21 protein-coding genes and 1 pseudogene are annotated in these 19,675 nt (G+C 60.1%); 12 read left to right on the forward strand and 10 right to left on the reverse strand.

The genetic code is table 11. From position 1 onward, the window contains the following. Nucleotide 1 precedes the first annotated feature (1 nt). Nucleotides 2-1,042, reverse strand: coding sequence for a threonine aldolase family protein (locus AO388_RS03450; protein ID WP_058416050.1), 1,041 nt, complete (start codon nucleotides 1,040-1,042; stop codon nucleotides 2-4). A gap of 99 nt (nucleotides 1,043-1,141) precedes the next feature. On the opposite strand from AO388_RS03450, the gene AO388_RS03455 reads away from it, so the two are divergent. After that, a complete protein-coding gene (locus AO388_RS03455; protein ID WP_058397144.1) occupies nucleotides 1,142-1,888 on the forward strand; it encodes a TraX family protein in 747 nt (248 codons plus the stop codon). Nucleotides 1,889-1,970: 82 nt separating this feature from the next. On the opposite strand, the gene AO388_RS03460 is transcribed toward AO388_RS03455, so the two are convergent. Beyond that, nucleotides 1,971-3,167, reverse strand: a complete 1,197-nt coding sequence (locus AO388_RS03460; RefSeq protein WP_003372549.1) for a class I SAM-dependent rRNA methyltransferase — start codon at nucleotides 3,165-3,167, stop codon at nucleotides 1,971-1,973. A gap of 85 nt (nucleotides 3,168-3,252) precedes the next feature. Further along, nucleotides 3,253-3,792, reverse strand: coding sequence for a type 1 glutamine amidotransferase domain-containing protein (locus AO388_RS03465; RefSeq protein WP_032612331.1), 540 nt, complete (start codon nucleotides 3,790-3,792; stop codon nucleotides 3,253-3,255). A 238-nt stretch (nucleotides 3,793-4,030) separates the two neighbouring features. On the opposite strand from AO388_RS03465, the gene AO388_RS03470 reads away from it, so the two are divergent. The 3 genes from AO388_RS03470 to AO388_RS03480 all read left to right on the forward strand — a co-directional run bounded on the left by AO388_RS03470 (nucleotide 4,031) and on the right by AO388_RS03480 (nucleotide 6,137). Then, entirely contained in the window at nucleotides 4,031-4,843 is an 813-nt protein-coding gene (locus AO388_RS03470) for an HDOD domain-containing protein (protein ID WP_170846043.1), read from the forward strand. 45 nt (nucleotides 4,844-4,888) lie between these two features. Next, entirely contained in the window at nucleotides 4,889-5,701 is an 813-nt protein-coding gene (gene mutM, locus AO388_RS03475) for a bifunctional DNA-formamidopyrimidine glycosylase/DNA-(apurinic or apyrimidinic site) lyase (RefSeq protein ID WP_003372546.1), read from the forward strand. Nucleotides 5,702-5,798: 97 nt separating this feature from the next. Beyond that, nucleotides 5,799-6,137, forward strand: coding sequence for a hypothetical protein (locus AO388_RS03480; protein WP_003372544.1), 339 nt, complete (start codon nucleotides 5,799-5,801; stop codon nucleotides 6,135-6,137). Nucleotides 6,138-6,145: 8 nt separating this feature from the next. Here the strand turns inward: AO388_RS03480 and AO388_RS03485 are convergent, their stop codons facing one another. Further along, nucleotides 6,146-6,397, reverse strand: coding sequence for a YfhL family 4Fe-4S dicluster ferredoxin (locus tag AO388_RS03485; RefSeq protein WP_054081730.1), 252 nt, complete (start codon nucleotides 6,395-6,397; stop codon nucleotides 6,146-6,148). A gap of 98 nt (nucleotides 6,398-6,495) precedes the next feature. Continuing rightward, entirely contained in the window at nucleotides 6,496-6,975 is a 480-nt protein-coding gene (coaD, locus tag AO388_RS03490) for a pantetheine-phosphate adenylyltransferase (RefSeq protein WP_003348749.1), read from the reverse strand. Between the two features lie 367 nt (nucleotides 6,976-7,342). On the opposite strand from coaD, the gene AO388_RS03495 reads away from it, so the two are divergent. After that, nucleotides 7,343-8,005: a TetR/AcrR family transcriptional regulator gene (locus AO388_RS03495; RefSeq protein WP_003432509.1), complete on the forward strand. Its 663-nt coding sequence runs from the start codon at nucleotides 7,343-7,345 to the stop codon at nucleotides 8,003-8,005. Nucleotides 8,006-8,059: 54 nt separating this feature from the next. Continuing rightward, the gene (locus tag AO388_RS03500) at nucleotides 8,060-8,917 is read left to right on the forward strand and encodes a sulfurtransferase (protein ID WP_003432512.1); all 858 of its coding nucleotides are present in this window, start codon (nucleotides 8,060-8,062) and stop codon (nucleotides 8,915-8,917) included. Nucleotides 8,918-8,924: 7 nt separating this feature from the next. Here the strand turns inward: AO388_RS03500 and AO388_RS03505 are convergent, their stop codons facing one another. From AO388_RS03505 to AO388_RS03520, 4 genes are all read right to left on the reverse strand, one after another. Then, nucleotides 8,925-9,959: a hydrolase gene (locus AO388_RS03505; RefSeq protein ID WP_032609339.1), complete on the reverse strand. Its 1,035-nt coding sequence runs from the start codon at nucleotides 9,957-9,959 to the stop codon at nucleotides 8,925-8,927. A 284-nt stretch (nucleotides 9,960-10,243) separates the two neighbouring features. Next, nucleotides 10,244-10,834 carry a 16S rRNA (guanine(966)-N(2))-methyltransferase RsmD gene (gene rsmD / locus AO388_RS03510; protein ID WP_058416051.1) on the reverse strand — a complete coding sequence of 197 codons (591 nt, stop codon included), beginning with the start codon at nucleotides 10,832-10,834 and terminating at the stop codon, nucleotides 10,244-10,246. Continuing rightward, on the reverse strand, nucleotides 10,834-12,324 hold the full coding sequence (locus AO388_RS03515; RefSeq protein WP_058416052.1) for a M16 family metallopeptidase: 1,491 nt from the start codon (nucleotides 12,322-12,324) through the stop codon (nucleotides 10,834-10,836). The genes rsmD and AO388_RS03515 overlap by 1 nt, the downstream gene beginning before the upstream one ends. After that, nucleotides 12,321-13,673: a M16 family metallopeptidase gene (locus AO388_RS03520; protein WP_003372526.1), complete on the reverse strand. Its 1,353-nt coding sequence runs from the start codon at nucleotides 13,671-13,673 to the stop codon at nucleotides 12,321-12,323. The genes AO388_RS03515 and AO388_RS03520 overlap by 4 nt, the downstream gene beginning before the upstream one ends. Before the next feature lie 256 nt (nucleotides 13,674-13,929). On the opposite strand from AO388_RS03520, the gene ftsY reads away from it, so the two are divergent. The 4 genes from ftsY to rpoH all read left to right on the forward strand — a co-directional run bounded on the left by ftsY (nucleotide 13,930) and on the right by rpoH (nucleotide 18,107). Continuing rightward, the gene (ftsY, locus tag AO388_RS03525) at nucleotides 13,930-15,435 is read left to right on the forward strand and encodes a signal recognition particle-docking protein FtsY (protein ID WP_058396367.1); all 1,506 of its coding nucleotides are present in this window, start codon (nucleotides 13,930-13,932) and stop codon (nucleotides 15,433-15,435) included. Continuing rightward, nucleotides 15,432-16,103, forward strand: coding sequence for a cell division ATP-binding protein FtsE (gene ftsE / locus AO388_RS03530; protein ID WP_002555631.1), 672 nt, complete (start codon nucleotides 15,432-15,434; stop codon nucleotides 16,101-16,103). The genes ftsY and ftsE overlap by 4 nt, the downstream gene beginning before the upstream one ends. Next, nucleotides 16,100-17,134: a permease-like cell division protein FtsX gene (gene ftsX, locus AO388_RS03535; RefSeq protein WP_003372518.1), complete on the forward strand. Its 1,035-nt coding sequence runs from the start codon at nucleotides 16,100-16,102 to the stop codon at nucleotides 17,132-17,134. Before ftsE ends, ftsX begins: the two co-directional genes overlap by 4 nt. A gap of 118 nt (nucleotides 17,135-17,252) precedes the next feature. Further along, a complete protein-coding gene (gene rpoH, locus AO388_RS03540; RefSeq protein WP_002555629.1) occupies nucleotides 17,253-18,107 on the forward strand; it encodes an RNA polymerase sigma factor RpoH in 855 nt (284 codons plus the stop codon). A gap of 71 nt (nucleotides 18,108-18,178) precedes the next feature. Here rpoH and mtgA read toward each other — a convergent pair. Continuing rightward, nucleotides 18,179-18,886 (reverse strand): annotated as a pseudogene (gene mtgA, locus AO388_RS03545) (monofunctional biosynthetic peptidoglycan transglycosylase); the annotation flags it as partial. Nucleotides 18,887-18,966: 80 nt separating this feature from the next. Between mtgA and AO388_RS03550 the strand changes: the two are divergent. Together AO388_RS03550 and thiS are read left to right on the forward strand one after the other, a co-directional pair. Next, nucleotides 18,967-19,347: a DUF423 domain-containing protein gene (locus tag AO388_RS03550; RefSeq protein WP_003372515.1), complete on the forward strand. Its 381-nt coding sequence runs from the start codon at nucleotides 18,967-18,969 to the stop codon at nucleotides 19,345-19,347. A gap of 114 nt (nucleotides 19,348-19,461) precedes the next feature. Beyond that, nucleotides 19,462-19,662 carry a sulfur carrier protein ThiS gene (gene thiS, locus AO388_RS03555; RefSeq protein ID WP_003372514.1) on the forward strand — a complete coding sequence of 67 codons (201 nt, stop codon included), beginning with the start codon at nucleotides 19,462-19,464 and terminating at the stop codon, nucleotides 19,660-19,662. The last annotated feature ends 13 nt before the right edge of the window (nucleotides 19,663-19,675 follow it).

A 19,675-nucleotide genomic window follows, 5' to 3' on the forward strand; every position in this document is an offset into this window, starting at 1 on the left:
TTCAGCCCTGCATCACCAGCTTGATATCGGCGGCCAGTTCACGCACGCGCTCTTCTTCGGTGTCCCACGAGCACATGAAACGTGCGCCGCCGTTGCCGATGAAGGTGTAGAAACGCCAGCCTCGCGCGGTCAATGCAGCAATGGCCGGCTCCGACAGTTGCAGGAACACGCCATTGGCCTGCACCGGGAACATCAGCTCCACGCCAGGAATGTCCTTGACCAGTTCGGCGAGCAGTTGCGCACAGCGGTTGGCGTGGCGGGCGTGTTTGAGCCAGGCGTCGTTTTCCAGCAGGCCGACCCACGGTGCAGATAGGAAGCGCATTTTCGACGCCAGTTGCCCGGCCTGCTTGCAGCGATAATCGAAGTCTTCAGCCAGATCATGGTCGAAAAACAGAATGGCTTCGCCCACCGCCATACCGTTTTTGGTGCCGCCGAAGCACAACACGTCAACGCCCGACTTCCAAGTCAGTTCAGCCGGGGACGCCTCCAGAAAGGCGCAGGCATTGGAGAAACGCGCGCCGTCCATGTGCAGATGCAGGCCCAGTTCCTTACAGGTCGCGCTGATCGCCTTGAGTTCTTCCGGCTGATAGACGCCACCTACCTCGGTGGCCTGGGTCAGGGTCACGACGCGCGGCTTGGGGTAGTGAATGTCCTGACGCTTGAGCGCCACTTCACGAATCGATTCCGGGTTCAGCTTGCCGCCCGCGCTGCGGGCTGTCAGCAGTTTGGAGCCGTTGGAGAAAAACTCCGGCGCACCGCATTCATCGGTTTCGACGTGAGCCGTTTCCGAACAGATGACACTGTGGTAACTCTGGCACAGCGATGACAGCGCCAGCGAGTTGGCCGCCGTGCCGTTGAAGGCGAAAAATACTTCGCAGTCGGTTTCGAACAGTCGGCGGAAATCATCCGAAGCGCGTGCAGTCCATTGATCGTCACCATAAGCGCGTTGATGGCCCTTGTTCGCCTGCTCCATGGCCGCCCAGGCTTCAGGGCAGATACCGGAATAGTTGTCGCTGGCGAACTGTTGGCTTTGGTCTGTCATGGCCGATTCCTTATGGGCGATTATGGTGCGCACTGTAGCGACAATATAAGGTTCGGTCATGTGTTGGCTGCATGACGCAATTCCTCATTCAGGAGCACTATGGATCTTTCCAACCCGCCTTTTCTGCCCGGACGCAACAAGGCGCTGGACCTGCTCAAGTGGCTGGCGATGTTGAGTATGGTGCTTGACCACCTTCGCTATGTGGGCTGGTCAGTCGATTTTCTATACGTGCCGGGGCGTTTTGCCTTTCCCTGGTTCTGCCTGGCAATCGCTGTGAATCTTTCCCGGCGCAGCGCAGCCATCGTGGCCCCGCGGGTGCAATGGCGTTATCTGGGCTGGTTGCTGGTGTTTGCCGGGCTGGCGGAGATCCCCTATCGGCTGTTCATGGCTGACGCCACAGTGCTGAATGTAATGCCGACGCTGCTACTGGGGCTGGTGATCGCTCAGGGCTGGCAGCATCGCAATCCGACGACCCGAGTGATGGCCCTTGTCGCACTGCTGCTGACGGCGATCTTCCAGAAATACCTGATGTTTGGCTTTGCCGGTGTATTGCTGCCGCTGGTCTTTGTGCTGGTGCTGGAAAGAAGGCTTTGGTATGCGATATTTCCGGCGGTCTTTTGTCTGGCGGGTAATGCCTGGTCGCAGATGTTTGCCGGTGCGAGTTGGGGCGATCCGATTTCCATCGGTTCGATACTCACCTGCGTGTTGGCGCCTGTACTGGGCATCGCGCTGCTGCGGGCAAAGCCCGGGTTCGCAGTGATCCCGATGCGGCGCTGGGCCTATGCGATCTACCCGCTGCACTTTCTGCTGTTGCTGGGCGTGCGAATGGTGGTGGGCAGGGTTTGATCGGGAGGACGCAGAGCGTCTGGAAAGGCATGCCAACGCAGAGCATTGGCATGAGAGTTAACGGGGTTCAGGCGCTTTGGTATCAGCTGTTGGGCAGCAGCCGGCAGGTGATGCTCTTGATGTAGCGCGTTTCGGCAATGGCCGGGTGTACCGGATGGTCCGGGCCCTGGCCGCCGCGCTCGAGCAGCTGGATGTTGCGGTCCAGATGGCGGGCGCTGGTCAGGAGGATGTTCTGCAGGTCGTCTTCCGGCAGGTGCATCGAGCACGACGCGCTGACCAGAATGCCGTCCTTGCTGAGCAGGCGCATGGCTTGCTCGTTCAGGCGGCGGTAGGCGCCTTCACCGTTTTTCATGTCTTTCTTGCGTTTGATGAATGCAGGCGGGTCGGCGACGATTACGTCGAAACGCTCTTCTGCGGCTTTCAGTTCCTTGAGCGCTTCGAAAACATCGCCTTCGATGCAGGTCATCTTTTCGGCAAAACCGTTCAGGGCTGCGTTGCGCTCCACGCCATCGAGGGCGAAGGACGACGCGTCGACGCAGGTGACGTCGCTGGCACCGAAAGCCGCTGCCTGAATGCCCCAGCCGCCGATGTAGCTGTACAGGTCCAGCACACGCTTGCCTTTGACATAAGGGGCGATGCGCGCGCGGTTCATGCGGTGGTCATAGAACCAGCCGGTTTTTTGCCCGGCCATGACCGGTGCTTCGAACTTCACGCCGTTCTCTTCCAGCGCAACCCATTCCGGCACCAGACCGAAAACGGTTTCGACGTAACGATTCAGGCCTTCCGCATCGCGAGCCGCCGAATCGTTCTTGAACAGAATGCCGCTTGGCTTGATGACCTGAACCAGCGCCGCAATGATGTCTTCCTTGTGGTTTTCCATCGTGGCCGAGGCCAGTTGAACGACCAGAATGTCACCAAAACGGTCGACTACCAGACCCGGCAGCAGGTCGGAGTCGCCGTAGGTCAAACGGTAGAAAGGCTTGTCGAACAGGCGTTCACGCAGCGACAGCGCAACGTTGAGGCGATGGACGAGCAGCGACTTGTCGAGCGGCAGCTTGATGTCGCGGGACAGCAGGCGTGCGCAGATCAGGTTGTTGGGGCTCATGGCGACGATGCCCAGCGGCTTGCCGCCCGCAGCTTCGAGGATGGCCTGATCACCGGCTGCAAAACCATGCAGTGGAGTGGCGGCTACATCGATCTCGTTGCTGTAGACCCACAGATGACCGGCGCGCAAGCGGCGGTCGGCGTTGGCTTTGAGGCGCAAGCTAGGCAGGGACATGACGTCGCTCCTGAAAAAAGAGCGGGATTATAGCGCGTCATACCGGCGCTGGGCCGGGATGACTGCAATTAACTGAAGGAATCTGTCAGGCAGACAGCGCTTCGATCAGTTTGCTGTTGAAGGCGGGGATATCATCGGGCTGGCGGCTGCTGATCAGTTTGCCGTCGGTGACGACTTCCTGATCGACCCATTTTGCGCCCGCGTTGACCAGGTCATCTTTCAGCGTCTTGAAGCTGGTCAGGGTTTTGCCTTTTACCAGGCCGGCCGAGATCAACAGCCAGCTGCCATGGCAGATAACCGCTACCGGCTTGCCCGAGGCTTCGATGTCCTTGACGATCTTTTGCGCGTCGCTGTCTATGCGGATGGTGTCGGAGTTCTGCACACCGCCCGGCAGTACCACGCCATGATAGTCACTGGCGTTGGCAGCCTTGAACGTGCCGTCGATCTTGAAGTCATCGGCAGGTTTGTCGTGATTCCAGCCTTTGACCTTGCCCTCTTCAGCGGAAAGGATTTCCACGGTGGCACCTGCTTGCTCCAGCGCTTCTTTCGGACCGGTCAATTCAACCTGTTCGAAACCGTCGGTTACAAGAATTGCTATGCGTTTGCCAGTCAATGCTTTAGACATGGGATCCTCCAGTGTCGGGCTTAAGAGTAGCGTCTGGCAGGCCTTTTTGAAGCCGCCGTTTACGCCGTTAACACAACGTCCGAAGCTTCGTATAAGGCAAAGTTCCGAGAATATCTTCGTCTCGGGTGATGGACCGTTTCTCCGCAAGGGGTCAGAATCCAGTCATCAAGGTGAGTGAATTCCTATGTCCGAAGAGCTAAGCCCAGAACAGATCCAGCAAGCGTTGCAGGGCATCAGTGTGCCTCCGCAGCCGCAAATCATGGTGGATCTGCAGATGGAGCAATACATGCCCGATCCGGACCTGGGAGCGATTGCACGATTGATCGCTCAGGATCCCGGGTTGTCCGGGGCGTTGTTGAAGATCGTCAACTCTCCACACTACGGCCTGTCCAACAAGATTGCCTCGATCGACAAGGCGGTAAACCTGCTGGGCAGTCGGACTGTGATCAACCTGATCAACGCGCAGTCGATCAGGGGCGAGATGACCGATGAAACCATCGTCGCGCTCAACCGTTTCTGGGATACGGCGCAGGATGTCGCGATGACCAGTCTGACCCTGGCCAAGCGCATTGGCTCGCAGACGGTGGACGAATCCTATGCCCTGGGCCTGTTTCACGACTGCGGCATACCGCTGATGCTCAAGCGTTTTCCCAACTACATGCCGGTGCTGGAAGAGGCCTACGCCAACGCGGGGCCCGATTGCCGCATCGTCGATACCGAAAACAGCGCCTTCGACACCAACCATTCGGTCGTCGGCTATTACACGGCCAAATCCTGGCGTCTGCCTGCACACGTTACCGACGCGATTGCCAATCATCACAACGCATTGGCGATTTTCCTGGACGATACCAGTCGCAATGCCACGCTCAAGAACCTCCTGGCTCCGCTGAAAATGGCCGAGCATATCTGCCAGTCCTATCGGGTGCTGGGCAATCAGGACGAGGATCACGAGTGGGAATGCATCGGTGCGCTGGTGCTGGACTACGTGGGCCTGTCCGAATATGACTTTGAATACCTGAGGGAAAGCATCCGCGAGCTGGGCGCGCGCTGATCCGGCGCCGCCCCGGCCTGTCCTTTCTGCACGACCGAGTTGTCCATGCCTGAATTACCTGAAGTCGAAACCACCCGTCGTGGCATTGCGCCGCATCTTGAAGGTCAGCGCGTCAGCCGCGTGATCGTGCGCGACAGCCGCTTGCGCTGGCCCATTCCCGAGGATCTGGACGTTCGCCTGTCCGGCCAGCGTATCGTGCAGGTGGATCGACGCGCCAAGTACCTGCTGATCCAGGCCGAGGTGGGCACCCTGATCAGTCACCTGGGTATGTCCGGGAATCTGCGTCTGGTCGAAGCCGGGCTTCCGGCGCTCAAACATGAGCACGTCGACATCGAACTGGAGTCCGGGCTGGCCTTGCGTTACACCGACCCGCGTCGTTTTGGCGCGATGCTCTGGAGTCTCGATCCGCACAACCATGAACTGTTGATCCGCCTGGGGCCGGAGCCGCTGACCGATCTTTTCGATGGCGAGCGTCTTTACGAGCGCTCGCGTGGCAAGTCGATCGCGGTCAAGCCGTTCGTCATGGACAACGCCGTTGTGGTCGGGGTGGGCAATATCTATGCGACCGAAGCGCTGTTCGCCGCCGGCATCGACCCGCGCCGCGAAGCGGGCAGTGTGTCCCGCGCGCGTTACCTGAAGCTGGCCATCGAGATCAAACGCATTCTGGCCTACGCTATAGAACGTGGCGGCACCACCCTGCGTGACTTCATCGGCGGTGACGGCAAGCCTGGGTATTTCCAGCAGGAATTGTTTGCGTATGGTCGTGGCGGTCAGCCATGCAAGGTGTGCGGTACGACGCTGCGTGAAGTCAAGCTCGGCCAGCGCGCCAGCGTGTATTGCCCGAAATGTCAGCGCTGAAATACAGATGACAGGGGCTCTGGGCCATTTGCTTAACCCACAGCCCTGTTTATAGTGATGGCACCTTAATTATTTGCGACGCCTGAAGGATCAAGCCATGAGCCCGTTTCGTATTCTCGCTGCCGCGCTGGCGTTGTTCATCGGCCTGCAGGCGCTGCCAGCGGTGGCCGCCGATGTCACCACAGGCAGCGGCGATCCGGTCTACACCATCCAGAACCCACCTGCGTTTGCCATGATCGGTGACCTTCTGATTGCCCGACCCTTGTTGATCGCGGCCACCGTTATCGGTACAGGACTGTTCGTGATCGCTGCGCCTTTTGCGGCGGCAGGCGGCAACCTTGGGGCAACAGGCAAGGCGCTGGTGGTGGATCCGGGCAAGGCAGCCTTCGTGCGTTGTCTGGGTTGCACGGGCGACGGGTACGGCAAGCAGCAGTGAAGGCGTAATCAAGCCCTGCTGGTGATGATCCGGTACTTGTCCATCAACTGCTCTTTGCTCTCGACATGATTCTCATCCAGAGGGATGCAGTCGACCGGGCAAACCTGCTGACATTGAGGCTCGTCGTAGTGACCGACGCATTCGGTGCACAGGTTCGGATTGATCACGTAGATCTCCTCGCCTTGTGAAATCGCCTCGTTTGGGCACTCGGGTTCGCAGACGTCGCAATTGATGCAATCGTCAGTGATGATAAGGGACATGAATTGCTCCTGCCGCAGCCGACGCCGGGGCACATTAAAACCAATGCGGCGAATTGTGCCGCATTAGGCTTCGGGATGCACCTTCACATGCAGCGAGTCTAGCGCTTGAAGCGCTCGGTCAGCGCCTGGGCCACTGCAGGATGAACGAATTTGGTGATATCACCGCCCAACGCGGCGATTTCACGCACTAACGTCGAGGATATGAACGAGTAGCGCTCCGAGGGCGTCAGGAACAGGCTTTCGACGTCCGGTGCCAGCTGGCGATTCATATTGGCCAACTGAAATTCGTATTCGAAGTCCGATACGGCACGAAGTCCGCGCAGAAAGACGTTGGCATTCTGCTCCTTGGCAAAATGCGCCAGCAGGGTCGAAAAACCGACCACCTCCACATTGGGCAAGTGCTTGGTGACTTCGCGGGCCAGCTCGACGCGTTGCTCCAGAGGGAACAGCGGGTTTTTCTTCGGGCTGGCGGCAACCGCAATGACCACTTGGTCGAACAGGCGCGAGGCGCGCTCGACCAAATCTCCATGGCCCTTGGTAATCGGGTCGAAGGTGCCTGGGTACAACACTCGGTTCATCGCGTCGTCCTGGTCGGAGTCCGTTGTGGGACTCGGATGGTATCGCAGCCTTCCCGATGGGCCAAGCTGCGCGGCAGGTATCAAACGTCGTATTGCGCCGATTATCGGCCATGTTTATGTTGAAATCCCTGATTTTGGGGCTATTTAGCGCAGTCACAGCGGCTGGTCGGCCGATGAAAAACTTTGTAAGACGGACACTGATTGACGAGCGGGATGTCATCCGGATTTTCGATCTGTCCGGTCTTGGCCTGGGCGGGTGTGCCTGCGTCGACGTGACACCCTTATCGCCGCGATTCTGCCACCATCGCAGTATCAGCCTGCGCTAAGATTGCCATCACCTGATCAGCAAAGAGTGGCCTGGCCCAGCATGGCACCGCGTACCAAAACCCGTGAACGAATCGTGCAAACCAGTCTGGAACTGTTCAATCAGCAGGGCGAGCGTTGCGTGACCACCAATCACATCGCTGCGCACATGGAAATCTCGCCCGGCAATCTCTATTACCACTTTCCCAACAAGCAGGCGATCATCGCCGAACTGTTCTCCGAGTACGAGATGCTGATCGGCAGTTTCCTGACCCTGCCAGCCGACCGTGCGCCGACCATTGAGGATAAGCGCGATTACTTCCTGGCGATTATCGACGCCATGTGGCGCTACCGTTTTCTGCACCGTGATCTTGAGCACCTGCTGACCTCGGATGAGGAGTTGGCGCGGCGTTATCGGCGTTTTTCGTACCGCTGTCTGATGCAGGCGATGACCATCTACCGGGGATTCATCAAGGCGGGCATCCTGAAAATGGATGAGTCGCAGATCGAGTGGACCAGTCTTAACACCTGGATCGTCCTGACGTCGTGGGTGCGCTTTCTGTGCACCAATCGGGAAAACTCCACGCAGATCAACCAATCGGCTATTCGACGTGGCGTCTATCAGGTACTTATGCTCGAATCTGTTTTTGTCGCGCCTCAGGCTCGCGAAGCGTTCGATGCCCTGTGCAAGACGTTTCACGCGTCACTGCCCGAGGTTCTGATGTGAATTCCGGGACCGACGAGCAGCCAGCTTGTCGGTTCTCTGCCACAGGAGTGTGTCATGTCCATTGCGCAACTGATCAACCCTGAGCAACTGGCTGAACGCCAGAAAACTCCAGGCCTGGTGATTCTCGATTGCCGTTACGCGCTCGAAGATTCCGACTACGGTCAACGCAGTTACGCCCAGGGGCGTATCGAGGGCGCGTCTTTTGCCGATCTGAAGCGCGACCTCAGCGGGCCTGCTATAAAAGGCAAGACCGGACGTCATCCACTGCCCGATCCCGCCGCTTTGCTGCAATGCTTTCAGGCTTGGGGCATCAACGCCGACAGCGATGTTGTGCTGTATGACGATGGTCCGGGAATGTATGCCGCGCGGGCCTGGTGGTTGCTGGCCTGGATGGGCAAGCGCGAAGGCGTCTACCTGCTCGATGGCGGGCTGAAGGCCTGGCACGCTGCGGGGCTGCCGTTGAGCCTGGATGCGCCGAATCGTGAGCCCGGTCATTTCAGCGGCGAGCCGAACATGTCCATGGTGCTCAGCGGCAGTCGCTTGCAGGGTCGTCTGGGACGCCCGGAAATGACCCTGATCGATGCCCGTGCCGAAGCCCGCTTTCGAGGCGACGTAGAACCTCTGGATCCGGTTGCCGGGCATATTCCCGGTGCGCAGTGTGCAGCCTGTACTGACAACCTCGGTCCCGATGGACGCTTTTTGCCGCCCGAACAGCTCAGGCAGCGTTTCGCTGAAAAGCTGCAGGGCCGCCCGCCGGAGAGTCTGGTGTCCTATTGCGGTTCAGGTGTCACCGCCTGCCACAACCTGTTCGCCCTGTGTCTGGCCGGCTATCCGCTGGCAACGCTGTATGCGGGTTCGTGGAGTGAATGGATCACCGATCCTGAACGGGAAATCGCCACGGGCGCCGATTGATTCGTTATCAACTCGTGGGCGAGCCGTCGCGCGCCTGGGCGGCGCTTAGCCACAGCGGGATGCGGCGTTCGAGGTAGTAACGCGGATTACGAAGCGAGCCTTCGACGAAGCCGACATGCCCGCCTTTGGTGTGCAGTTCGAATTCGGTGCAGGACGACAGCTCGCTGGGTTCGGGCAGGCTGTGAGGGAATACGAATGGGTCGTCGCTGGACTGGATGATCAGCGTCGGCGTCTGAATCTGGCCCAGGTAGTAGCGGCTGGACGCTCTGCGGTAATAATCCGTGGCATCGGTAAACCCATGCAACGGCGCAGTCACCCGGCCATCGAAGTCCCAGAAGGTGCGCATGTTCTCCAGTGAGCCCAGCGCGGCGAGTTCGGCCAGGCCCTCGCTGATGCCTTCATGCTGGAACCGATGCTGCTTGTCACGGATATAAGCCAGCATTTCGCGCATGAAGTGCCGCTGATAAACCCGCGAGAAGCCTTGGCCGATACGGTTGGCGCATTCGTCCAGACGGAATGGCACGGACACCGCCACGGCGCCCCGTAAATCGCTGTTGGCGCCGGATTCGCCGAGGTACTTGAGCAACACATTGCCGCCCAGCGAATACCCCACCGCATAAATCGGAGCCAATGGCCGCAGCGAGCGCAAATGAGCGATCACTTCGGCCAGGTCCTCGCTCGCGCCTGAGTGATAACTGCGCGACAGCAAATTGGGTTCTCCCGAGCAACCGCGCCAGTTCAACGCCACACTCGGCCAGCCCTGCGCTGCCATGGCCTTTTGCAGGCCGGCAACATAGGGCGAGTTGGACGACCCGGTCAGGCCGTGCAGTACCAGCACCAAGGGTTTACCGGACTCATCCGGGCCATGCCAGTCCATGTCCAGAAAGTCCCCGTCCTGCAACCACAACCGCTCGCGCGTACGCGCCAGCAGCGTCGGCTTGCGCAGCAGCGGCCCCCAAAGCGTCTGCAAATGCGGATTGCCCATGCCGACGGCCGGGACGAATGGATTGGCATGGGACAGAAAGGTAGGGCGTGTGGACACGTGCTTGCTCAACGATCAGTTCAGGGGCTGAAGCTGTACGTTGCCATTAAGTGGACCGGGATGTAAGTGGCTTGACGGTGTCGTTGCGTATAGAGATGCGTTTCGTGACGCTCTGCATCGCAAAAGAGTACGCACAGCGTCCAGAACGGCATGCGACGCGGAGCGTCGCACGATAGTTGTAGTTGCTCCAAGGTGGGAATGCCTTTCATGACGCTATGCGTCGTCAACAGGACGCGGAACGTTCAGAGCTGCATGCCAAACGCGGAGCATTGGTTCGTGAGCTGTCAGCCCTGGCCCCGCTGCCACAACGCGTAATACACCTGACCAGCCTTTTTCTCGCGGTGCAATCGCCAGCTGCCCGGCAAGCCGGTGGTCGATGGCGGTGTTTCGCTTTCCGTGTAAATCCAGGCGGTGTCGGCCAGCCAGCCGTGGCTTTCCAGCAGGTTGCAGGCTGAAGCCAGCAGGTCCTGATGGAAGGGCGGGTCGAGGAACACCACGTCGAAGGGCGAGGCGGTGGCGGTTTCCAGGTGGCGCAGGGCGTCGGTCTGGGAGACCTGACCGCTGCTGCAGTTCAGCGCATTGAGGTTCTGGCGCAGGCTGGCGATGGCTGCCGCGTTGCTGTCCAGGGCCAGTCCCATGCTGGCGCCACGCGACAAGGCTTCGAAATACAGCGCGCCGCTGCCCGTGAAAACGTCCAGCACCCGGGCACCGGCGATGTAGGGTGCCAGCCAGTTGAACAGGGTTTCGCGCACGCGATCAGGTGTCGGGCGCAGGCCGGGGGCGTCGGGGAAGGTCAGGCGGCGGCTGCCCCATTCTCCGCCGATGATACGAAGCTGACCCAGGCCGTTGTGGCCCTTCGGACGTGGATTGGCCATCAGTGTTCCGGGACCCCTGCAGGTTGGCGGACGGGTTTGTCGGTCGGCGCCGGCAAGGGTTTTTGCTCGACGGTCGGACCCACCGTGACGATGACCATCTTGTCAGCGCTGAGGTGTTTGCTCATTGCCGCTTTCACCTGTTCGACGGTCACGTTCTGCGCGGCGGCCATGTAGTCCTCGAGGTAGGTCAACGGCAGGTTGTAGAAACCGATGGCACCCAACTGGCCCACGATGGCCGAATTGCTGGCTGCAGTCAGCGGGAAGCTGCCGGTCAGTTCGCGCTTCACATCGTCGACTTCTTTCTGAGTCGGACCGTTGGCGAGGAAGTCGCGAACGATGTCCTGCACCAGCTTGAGGGTGTTTTCGCTCATTTCCGCACGCGTCTGCAGGCCGATCATGAACGGCCCCGCCACCTGCATGGCAGTGAAGCCGGAAGACACGCCGTAGGTCAGGCCGCGTTTTTCCCGCACTTCGGTCATCAGTCGGCTGCCGAAGCCGCCACCGCCCAGTACCGAGTTACCCACGGTCAGTGCCGCGTAGTCCGGATCGTTACGGTCGATGCCCAACTGCGCGAGCATCAGGTGCGTCTGGTTGGAGGCAAATTCGATGTGCGTGGTGCCTGCCTTGGGCTCGACCGGGTCAGCGACCTTGGCCAGCGCCGGGCCTTTGGGCAACGAGGCAGATACCTGTGCCGCGATGGCCTGCGCGTCGTCTCGCGACAGGTCTCCGACCAGAGCAATCACTGCATTGCCCGCTGCATAGCCTTTGGCGTGGAACGCCTTGAGCTGAGCCAGAGTGATGGCGTTGACGCTCTTGGCGTCGCCTTCGCTCGGGTGAGCGTAGGGGTGATCACCGTACAGACGATTGAACAGTTCCTTGCTGGCGATAGCGCCAGGGTTCTGTTTCTGAGTCTCGAAGCTGGCGATCAACTGGTTCTTGATGCGGGCCAGAGAATCGGCAGGGAAGGTGGGCTTGCCCACGACCTCACTGAACAGCTTCAGGGCCGGATCGCGCTTGTCCGCAGCACTCAGGCTGCGCAACGAGACCACCGCCATGTCACGGTAGGACCCGTTGCTGAAGTCGGCGCCCAGGCCTTCGAAGCCCTGGGCGATCGCGTTGACGTCCTTGCCTTTGATGCCCTCGTTGAGCATGGCGTTGGTCAGCAGGGCAATACCGGGGGATTTCTGGTCCTGGCTGCTACCGGCGGCGAACGTCAGGCGCATGTCGAACATGGGCAATTCGCGGGATTCCACGAACAGCACCCGGGCGCCCTCGGCGGTATTCCAGGTCTGGATGTTCAGGGCGCGACGGGCCGGAGCCTTGCCGTCCAGTTCCTTGAGGGTCTGCAGGTTGCTGCCCAGCGCGGGAGCGGCCTGGCCCTGCTCGGCAGGCGCGTCGTCGGCCAGGGCTGGCAGTGCGACAAAGGCGCCGAGCGAACCGGCCAGGATCAGGCCAAGCAGCGCATGACGTGGAGCATTGCGCGTGATCATTTGGCTTTCTCCTCAGGCAGAACGTGCGCAACGCTGAGGCGCTCACGGGTGAAATAGGTGTTGGCAGCTTTCTGGATGTCTTGCGGGGTCACGCTTTGCAGCGCCTCCAGTTCATTGTCCATCAGCTTCCAGGACAGGCCGACGGTTTCCAGCTCTCCGATCATGGTCGCCTGGCTGGTGATCGAGTCGCGCTCGTAGACCACACCGGCAATGACCTGAGCCCGGACACGCTCCAGCTCCTCGGCGGACGGTGCCTTGGTTTTCAGCTCATCGAGCAGGCGCCAGATCCCGGCTTCCACATCGGCCAGGGTTTTCTTCTTCTGCAGGTTGGGTGTGGCGCTGATCATGAACAGGCTGTCGCCGCGAGCGAACGCGTCGTAACGCGACGAGGCACCGGAGACCAACTCTTCGCCACGTTCCAGGCGCGATGAAATGCGTGCGCTGTAGCCACCGTCGAGCAGCGCTGCGATCAGACGCAGGGCGTTCGCCGAGCGGGGATCTTCAGCGGTTGCGACACTGGGTACGTTGAAACCGTAGATCAGACTCGGCAACTGGGTTTTGACGTGCAGGGTGATCTTGCGCTCGCCTGGCTCGGCCAGTTCCAGTGGTTTTTTCGAAGGCGGTACATCGCGGCGCGGGATCGACCCGAAGAAGCGCTCTGCCAAGGCTTTGACTTCGTCCGGCTGCACATCACCGACGACCACCAGCGTGGCGTTGTTCGGCGCATACCAGGATTCGTACCAGTGGCGCAGTTCTTCGACCTTCATGCGCTCCAGGTCCGCCATCCAGCCGATGGTCGGCGTGTGATAGCCGCTGGCAGGGTAGGCCATTGCCTTGAAGCGCTCGAACGCCTTGCCCATTGGCTGGTCGTCAGTACGCAGGCGACGCTCTTCCTTGATGACCTCGATCTCGCGGCTGAATTCGTCGGCGGGCAATTTCAGGGTTGCCATGCGATCGGCTTCCAGTTCCAGCGCGACGTTCAGGCGGTCGCGCGCCAGGACCTGGTAATAGGCGGTGTAGTCGTCGCTGGTGAACGCATTCTCTTCAGCGCCCAGATCGCGGAGAATCAGCGAGGACTCGCCCGGCCCGGTTTTGCTGCTGCCTTTGAACATCATGTGTTCAAGTGCGTGGGACAGACCGGTCTGGCCCGGCGTTTCGTAGCTGGAGCCGACCTTGTACCAGATCTGCGATACCACCACAGGAGCGCGGTGGTCTTCGCGAACAATAACCTTCAGGCCATTGTCGAGGGTGAATTCGTGAGTCGGTTGCGGATCAGCAGCCAATGCTGTCAAAGGCAGACAAATTGTGCTGAGCAGCAGGCCTGCGGCGCGGCGGGCTAGAGCATTCATTCGTAGTTTGAACCTGTAGGACGGCCCGCTTGAACTTAGCGTCGGCGGGCGCGGGGGTGTTAGGATACTGATCCGTTTGCTTCAGAGACAGCCTTCACTGGCCGATTGCGAGTGAAACCTGTCTGAAACGCAGGTAAAGGTAGCTGCACACGCGGCCGATGAGTGAACAAGAAGTCCTAAACGCAGTCTGTTTTGCATGTCAGAATTTTTCCGGGTCGCCCTCTGGCGCCCCGCAACCTTGAGATAGCCGTCCTCCATGTTTGGTTCCAACGACGACAAGAAGACCCCAGCCGAGGCTGGAGAGAAGAAAGGCCTGTTCGGATGGCTGCGCAAGAAGCCGCAGCAAACCGAGTCGAAGCCAGCAGAATCATCCCCGACGCAACCCGACCCGATCGCCGATCAGGTTGCAGCGACGCCGCAGGTTGAGCCTCATGTTGCCTCGCAATCGGTGTCTGAAGTCACCGTCGAAGCGGCTGAGCCTGCCTCGCAACGTCATGTCGAGCCCGGTGCTCCGTCGCCCCAGCCCTGGCTGACCTTGCCGGTGACTGAAGAGCCGGTGGCATTGAGTGACGAGCGAGAGCCGCATGTCACGCCGGCCATCCCTGAACAGAACCATGCCCCTGTTGCGCCCGAACCGCGGGAGCCTGAACCCGTCATAGCGGAGCCGGTGGCGGATATCGTGCCGCTCGCGATGCCTGAGCCGGTCCTGGTTCAACCTGTTGCAGAGCCTGAGCCAGTGGTCGCGCAGGCAATGCCGCAACCTGTTCAGCCTGCTGCGCAAGCGGTTGCAGTGCCGGCGCCCGCACCGACACCTGAGCCAGAAACCGGCAAGGTCGGCTTCTTTGCGCGTCTCAAGCAGGGCCTGTCGAAGACCAGTGCCAGCATCGGCGAAGGCATGGCCAGCCTGTTTCTGGGCAAGAAGGCCATCGATGATGATCTGCTGGAAGAAATCGAAACCCGCCTGCTGACCGCCGATGTCGGCGTTGAGGCCACCTCGGTCATCATCAAGAGCCTGACTCAGAAGGTCGCGCGCAAGCAGTTGACCGACGCCCAAGCGTTGTACACCTCGTTGCAGGGCGAACTGGCTGCGATGCTCAAGCCTGTCGAGCAACCGCTGGTGATCAAGGCCGAACACAAGCCGTTCGTGATTCTGGTGGTCGGCGTCAATGGCGCGGGCAAGACCACCACCATCGGCAAGCTGGCCAAGAAGCTGCAACTGGAAGGCAAGAAGGTCATGCTGGCGGCGGGCGACACGTTCCGCGCTGCAGCCGTCGAGCAATTGCAGGTCTGGGGTGAGCGTAATCACATACCGGTCATCGCTCAGCACACCGGTGCCGACTCGGCTTCTGTCATCTTCGATGCCGTGCAGGCTGCCAAGGCTCGTGGCATCGACGTGCTGATCGCCGACACCGCCGGACGTCTGCACACCAAGGACAATCTGATGGAGGAGCTGAAGAAGGTTCGCCGCGTGATCGGCAAGCTGGACGCAGATGCCCCTCACGAAGTCCTGCTGGTCCTCGATGCAGGCACCGGGCAGAACGCTATCAATCAGGCCAAGCAATTCAACCAGACCGTCACGCTGACCGGGCTGGCGCTGACCAAGCTGGACGGCACCGCCAAGGGCGGCGTGATTTTCGCTTTGGCCAAGCAGTTCGGCTTGCCGATTCGCTATATCGGCGTTGGTGAAGGTATCGATGATCTGCGTACCTTCGAGGCCGAACCCTTTGTTCAGGCACTGTTTGCGGAGCGGGAGCGTCCATGATTCGATTCGAGCAGGTCGGTAAGCGCTACCCGAATGGACATGTCGGGTTGCATGAACTGAGCTTTCGAGTACGTCGCGGCGAGTTTTTGTTCGTCACCGGTCATTCCGGTGCCGGCAAAAGCACGCTGCTGCGCCTGTTGCTGGCCATGGAGCGTCCGACCACCGGCAAACTGATGCTGGCCGGTCAGGACCTTGGGCAAATCAGCAACGCACAAATCCCGTTTCTGCGTCGTCAGATCGGCGTGGTATTCCAGAATCACCAGTTGCTGTTCGATCGCACGGTGTTCAACAACATTGCGTTGCCCTTGCAGATCCTCGGCCTGTCCAAGCCCGAGATCGCCAAGCGGGTCGATTCGGCGCTTGAGCGGGTAGCGTTGTCCGACAAGGCCGAGCTGTACCCGGGTGATCTCTCTACCGGTCAGCAACAGCGTGTCGGCATTGCCCGCGCCATTGTTCACCGTCCGGCCCTGCTGCTCGCCGATGAACCGACCGGTAACCTCGACCCACGGCTGGCGGCGGAGATCATGGGGGTGTTTGAAGATATCAACCGACTGGGGACCAGCGTGCTGATTGCCAGTCACGATCTGGCATTGATCGCCCGCATGCGCCATCGCATGCTGACCCTGCAGCGCGGTCGTCTGATCGGTGATGGGGAGGCCGGAGTATGAGTGCCACACGCAGCCCCAAGGTTTCAGAGCGCGTCGCGCCAAAAGCGGCCGATCCGCTACCGCCGAAACAGAAAAAGCAGCGCCACGACCACGATGACGATGGCCCTGATTTCAGTGCGCTGATGTCCGCCTGGCTGGAAAGCCATCGTTCCAGTCTACTGGACAGCCTGCGACGCCTGGGCAAACAGCCGATTGGCAGCTTTTTTACGTGTCTGGTGATGGCGATTGCCTTGAGCCTGCCGATGGGCTTGTCGTTGCTGCTGAGCAATGTCGAGCGTCTGGGTGGCTCATGGCAGCGCGCGGCGCAGATTTCGATTTATCTGAATCTGGATGCCAGTACTGCCGACGGCACGCGCCTGCGCGATGAAATCAAGGCGATGCCCGGTGTGGCAGATGCCGAGTACATCAGCAGCGAACAAGCATTGGGGGAGTTCAAGCAGCAGTCCGGGTTGGGCGAGGCGCTCAAGGAATTGCCAGAGAACCCGCTTCCGGGCGTGGTGCTGGTGACGCCGGACGAAGTGGACAAACCTGCGCTGGAAGCCTTGCGTACGCGACTCGCCGGATTACCTAAAGTAGAACAGGCGCAACTGGACCTGGTCTGGGTCGAAAGGCTGGCCGCGATCCTCAAACTGGGTGACCGTTTCGTTTTCGGCTTGACGGTTCTGCTGGTCTCGGCTTTGCTGTTAGTAATTGGTAACACAATTCGTCTACACATTGAAAACCGCCGCATCGAAATCGAAGTGATCAAGCTGGTGGGCGGTACCGACAGCTACGTGCGCAGGCCTTTCCTTTATATGGGCGCGCTGTACGGCTTCGGGGCGGGCATCCTGTCCTGGGGCGTTCTGGCTTATGGCCTGAACTGGCTGAACGGCGCGGTTGTCGGACTGGCAGGTCTCTATGGAAGTGACTTTGCGTTGGCCGGTGTGCCGATGGGTGATGGTCTTTCCCTCTTGCTTGGAGCGGTTCTGTTAGGGTATATCGGTGCCTGGATTGCGGTGGCCCGACATCTTCGTGAACTGGCGCCCCGGTAGAGCCACATTATTGTTTCACCAGACTGGCCTCTGAAAATCAAGGAACTTGGTTAGCGGTTCCGGGTCAATCTGGCTAATGCTGAACTGCACATAACCTGTGCGCTGGAGGTTTTTTCGTATGACCACTTCTTTGCAACCTGCTTATGCTCTAGTCCCGGGTGCGAACCTCGAGGCCTACGTGCACACGGTCAACAGCATTCCCTTGCTGACGCCCGAGCAGGAGCGTGAACTGGCTGAGAGTCTCTACTATGAGCAGGATCTGGACGCGGCCCGTCAAATGGTTCTCGCCCACCTGCGATTCGTCGTGCACATCGCGCGCAGTTATTCGGGTTACGGTCTGGCTCAGGCCGACCTGATCCAGGAAGGTAACGTCGGTCTGATGAAGGCCGTGAAGCGTTTCAACCCGGAAATGGGCGTGCGTCTGGTGTCCTTCGCCGTGCACTGGATCAAGGCTGAAATTCACGAGTTCATCCTGCGTAACTGGCGCATCGTCAAGGTCGCCACGACCAAGGCGCAGCGCAAGCTGTTCTTCAACCTGCGCAGCCAGAAGAAGCGTCTGGCCTGGCTGAACAACGATGAAGTGCATCGCGTCGCTGAAAGCCTGGGCGTCGAGCCGCGTGAAGTGCGTGAGATGGAAAGCCGTCTGACGGGCCATGACATGGCCTTCGACCCGGCAGCCGAGGCGGATGACGACAGTGCGTTCCAGTCGCCAGCCAATTATCTGGAAGACCACCGCTACGACCCGGCGCGTCAACTGGAAGACTCCGACTGGACCGACAACTCCACCGCCAATCTGCATCAGGCGCTGGACGTGCTGGACGAACGCAGCCGCGACATCCTCTACCAGCGCTGGCTGGCAGAAGAAAAAGCCACGCTGCACGACCTGGCGCAGAAGTACAACGTTTCTGCAGAGCGTATTCGTCAGCTGGAAAAAAGCGCGATGAACAAGCTCAAGACGTCGATTGCCGCGTAAGGCTGCCTAACAACGAAAAACGCCCCGAGACAATCGGGGCGNCTCTTATCCGAACTAGCGCCAGCCCATAACCAGCGACGACTGTTGTTCAACCCCTGCAAATACTCATCCCCACCCAATTGACGCATTTGCTGACGAATCCAGCCCGCGCGGCGGGAGACATAGCTGCTCGGGTGGCTGGCGCTCCACTGGCGCGGGTTGGGCAGGACGGCGGCGAGGTAGCTGGCCTGCTGGGCGGAAAGCGCGCTGGCGTTGGTGCGGAAGTGATGTTGCGCCGCAGCCTGGGCGCCGAATACACCTTCGTCCCACTCGACACTGTTGAGGTACACCTCGAGGATGCGCTCCTTGGACCAGAGCAGCTCGATCAGCATGGTGAACCAGGCTTCCAGCCCCTTGCGCAGGTAGCTGCGGCCGGACCACAGGAACAGGTTTTTCGACACCTGCTGGCTGAGCGTGCTGGCACCGCGTATCGAGCCGCCGCGCTCGTTGTGCAGGATGGCCGCTTGAATGGCGTCGACGTCGAAACCCCAATGCTCGGCAAACTTCTGGTCTTCGCCGGCAATGACCGCAATTTTCAGGTCGTCGGAGATTTTGTCCCACGGTTCCCAGTCGCGTTGCAGGTCGATAGGCTCGCCATCGACCCAGGATTCGACTTTGCGCTCGACCATCAGCGCACTGCCCGGTGGCGGCACCCAGCGCAAAACCAGAACCACGAGAACACTGCCTGCGGCGAACCACAGCAGGGCTTTGACAATACGACGAAGAATAGACTGCAGCATAGAGATGGCTTGGCCGAACCCGTTGAGCGGGCCATTATACAGACCGTGCGCCTTTCGACGATTTTTCACTGGAGTTCCTGATGCTTCGTAGCTTTTTGATGCTGGCCGCTTTCTTCGGCTTCACCGGTGTCGCCCTGGGCGCATTTGCTGCCCACGGTCTCAAGGAACGCCTGAGTGCCGAGTATCTGGCGGTGTTCCACACCGGTGTGCTTTATCAACTGATTCACGCGCTGGCCCTGCTCGGCGTGGCGATCCTGGCAACGCACATCCCCGGGCGCCTGATCACCTGGGCCGGATTCTCCTTCGCGGTCGGTATTCTGCTGTTTTCCGGCAGCCTCTACGCGCTGACCCTGACCGGTTTCAGCAAGCTGGGCATCATCACGCCGTTCGGTGGGCTGGCATTTCTGTTCGGCTGGTCGATGCTCGGTCTGGCGGCCTGGAGGCTGGGCTCGCCTCCTTGAGCGCCTGCTCCCCGGAAAGCAGGCCGCGCTTGAGACGAATGGCGTGGCTTTGCCTTGGTCATACCGGCTGATCGGGCTAGAATGCTGGCCCCCTAAAATGATGGCTGCTCTCGCATGCACATTCAGTTGAACGGCGAACCCTTTGAATTGCCCGATGGCGAAACCGTCGCGGCATTGCTGACCCGTCTGGACCTTGCAGGGCGCCGGGTCGCGGTGGAACTGAACCTGGATATCGTGCCGCGCAGTCAACATGCGGCGACCGTCCTGAGTGAAGGCGATCAGGTCGAAGTGGTTCATGCCATTGGCGGTGGCTAGTTCGCAATCCGCA

It is taken from the genome of Pseudomonas sp. ICMP 10191, assembly GCF_001467335.1.
GTDB lineage: Bacteria > Pseudomonadota > Gammaproteobacteria > Pseudomonadales > Pseudomonadaceae > Aquipseudomonas > Aquipseudomonas cerasi.